Source organism: Schaalia naturae (assembly GCF_042665795.1).
GTDB lineage: Bacteria > Actinomycetota > Actinomycetes > Actinomycetales > Actinomycetaceae > Pauljensenia > Pauljensenia naturae.
Genome location: NZ_JBHTEF010000004.1, coordinates 1 through 2,613, shown reverse-complemented (window position 1 = coordinate 2,613; position 2,613 = coordinate 1). Strand labels below are relative to the sequence as shown.

The window sequence follows — 2,613 nt, the reverse complement described above, 5'->3', positions numbered from 1 at the left end:
GACCTCGGGGACGGTGCCGTCGACGACCTGCGCGATCGTGCGTAGGACATCGACCCGGCGTAGCCGTACAGCAGGGCGATGCCGAACAGGGTGAACGCGGAGGCGAAGGCGCCGAGCAGGAAGTACTTGACCGCGGCCTCCTGCGACATCAGCCGCTTGCGGCGGGCCAGCGCGCACAGCAGGTACAGCGGCAGCGAGAAGACCTCCAGCGCCACGAAGAGCGTCAGCAGGTCGTTGGCCGCGGGGAAGAGCAGCATCCCGGCGACCGCGAACAGCAGCAGCGGGAACACCTCGGTGGTGGTGAACCCGGCCTTCACGGCGGCCTTCTCGCTCTCGCTGCCGGGCACCGACGCGGCCTGCGCGGCGAAGGAGTCGACCCGGTTGCCGTGCGCCTCCGGGTCGAGCCGCCGCTCGGCGAAGGTGAACAGCGCGACCAGCGCCGCCAGCACGATGGTGCCCTGGAGGAACAGGGCGGGTCCGTCGACGGCGATGGCGCCCATCGCCGCGATGCGGGCCTTCGTGGTGCCGTACCCGCCGCCGCGAGGGCGACGACCGCGGCGAACGCGGCGGCGAGGGCGACCACCGGCCACGAAGAGTCTGGTAGTAGCGGGACTTGCGCGGGACGAACGCCTCGATCAGCACGCCGATGATCGCCGCGCCGACGACGATCAGGGTGGCGACAGCTGCGCGTACTCGATCTTCGGCGCGTCGATCTTCGAGATCGGGTCGGCCGCCGTTGTCCACAGGCTGTGGACGGCTGTTGCGCTCACTTGGCCGCCTCCACCTCGGGCCGGGGTCCTGCTTCTGTACGTCGGACATCGTCTGCTTGACCGCCGGGTTGACGATGTCGGTGACCGGCTTCGGGTAGACGCCCAGGAAGATCAGCAGCACGACCAGCGGCGCGACGACGACCAGTTCACGCACCCTGAGGTCGGGCATCTTGGCGACCTCCTCCTTCACCGGGCCCGTCATCGTCCGCTGGTAGAGGACGAGGGTGTAGAGCGCGGCGAGCACGATGCCGAAGGTGGCGATGACGCCGACGCCGGGTACCGCGAGAACGTGCCGACCAGCACCAGGAACTCGCTGACGAAGGGCGCCAGTCCCGGCAGCGACAGGGTCGCGAGGCCACCGATCAGGAACGTACCGGCGAGCACCGGGGCCACCTTCTGCACTCCGCCGTAGTCGGCGATGAGCCGCGAGCCGCGCCGGGAGATCAGGAACCCGGCGACCAGCATCAGCGCGGCGGTCGAGATGCCGTGGTTGACCATGTAGAGCGTCGCGCCGGACTGGCCCTGGCTGGTCATCGCGAAGATGCCCAGGATGATGAAGCCGAAGTGCGAGATCGACGCGTACGCCACCAGGCGCTTGATGTCCCGCTGGCCGACGGCGAGCAGCGCCCCGTAGATGATGCTGATCAGGGCCAGTACGAGGATGGCGGGCGTCGCCCACTTGACGCCTCCGGGAACAGCCCGAGGCAGAAGCGGAGCATCGCGAAGGTGCCGACCTTGTCGACGACCGCGGTGATCAGCACGGCGACCGGGGCGGTGGACTCGCCCATGGCGTTGGGCAGCCAGGTGTGCAGCGGCCACAGCGGCGCCTTCACCGCGAAGGCGAAGAAGAAGCCGAGGAACAGCCAGCGCTCGGTGCTGGTCGCCATGTCCAGCTCGCCGCTCGCGCGGGCCTGCGGCGATCTCCGGGAGCGAGAAGTTCCCGGCGACCACGTAGAGGCCGATGACGGCGGCCAGCATGATCAGGCCGCCGACGAGGTTGTAGAGCAGGAACTTCACGGCGGCGTACGACCGCTGCGTGGACGCCACTTCCTCGCCGTGCTCGTGGGCGCGGTCCCGAAGCCGCCGATGAGGAAGTACATCGGGATGAGCATGGCTTCGAAGAAGATGTAGAAGAGGAAGACGTCGGTGGCCTCGAAGGAGAGGATCACCATCGCCTCGACGGCCAGGATCAGGGCGAAGAAGCCCTGGGTGGGCCGCCACCGCTTGCTGCCGGTCTCCAGCGGGTCGGCGTCGTGCCAGCCCGCCAGGATGATGAACGGGATCAGCACGGCGGTCAGCGCGACCAGCGCCACCGCCGATGCCGTCGACGCCCAGTTCGTAGCGGACCCCGAAGTCGGCGATCCAGGAGTGGGATTCGGTGAGCTGGTAGCGGTCGCCGCCGGGTCGAAGCGGGCCAGGACGACGATGGCGAGCACGAGCGTGGCCAGCGAGACGAGCAGCGCCAGCCACTTGGCGGCCGTGCGCCGCGCGGCCGGCACGGCCGCCGTGGCGATCGCCCCGAGCGCGGGCAGCACCGCCGTCGCTGTCAGCAGGGGAAAGGACATCGGTATCAGACCGCCCTCATCAGCAGGGTCGCGGCGACCAGGATCGCCGCACCGCCGAACATCGAGACCGCGTACGACCGCGCGAAGCCGTTCTGCAGCCTGCGCAGCCGTCCCGAGAGGCCGCCGACCGAGGCCGCCGTGCCGTTGACGACGCCGTCGACCAGGGTGTGGTCGACGTACACCAGGGAGCGGGTGAGGTGCTCGCCGCCGCGGACCAGGACGACGTGGTTGAAGTCGTCCTGGAGGAGGTCGCGGCGGGCGGCCCGGGTGAGCAGCGA

Annotated in this window: 4 protein-coding genes and 1 pseudogene; all 5 read right to left on the bottom strand. The window is 69.8% G+C overall.

Annotated elements, in window-relative coordinates:
• Window positions 1-500: proton-conducting transporter transmembrane domain-containing protein (locus ACFQWG_RS14050; protein ID WP_380976489.1), on the bottom strand; the 500-nt coding region annotated here is incomplete at its 3' end.
• Between the two features lie 468 nt (window positions 501-968).
• A complete protein-coding gene (locus ACFQWG_RS14045) occupies window positions 969-1,394 on the bottom strand; it encodes a proton-conducting transporter transmembrane domain-containing protein (protein ID WP_380976491.1) in 426 nt (141 codons plus the stop codon).
• A 20-nt stretch (window positions 1,395-1,414) separates the two neighbouring features.
• On the bottom strand, window positions 1,415-1,657 hold the full coding sequence (locus ACFQWG_RS14040) for a proton-conducting transporter transmembrane domain-containing protein (RefSeq protein ID WP_380976487.1): 243 nt from the start codon (window positions 1,655-1,657) through the stop codon (window positions 1,415-1,417).
• A gap of 126 nt (window positions 1,658-1,783) precedes the next feature.
• Window positions 1,784-2,335, bottom strand: a complete 552-nt coding sequence (locus ACFQWG_RS14035) for a hypothetical protein (protein ID WP_380976485.1) — start codon at window positions 2,333-2,335, stop codon at window positions 1,784-1,786.
• Window positions 2,336-2,340: 5 nt separating this feature from the next.
• A pseudogene (locus ACFQWG_RS14030) lies at window positions 2,341-2,613 on the bottom strand (NADH-quinone oxidoreductase subunit L); the annotation flags it as partial.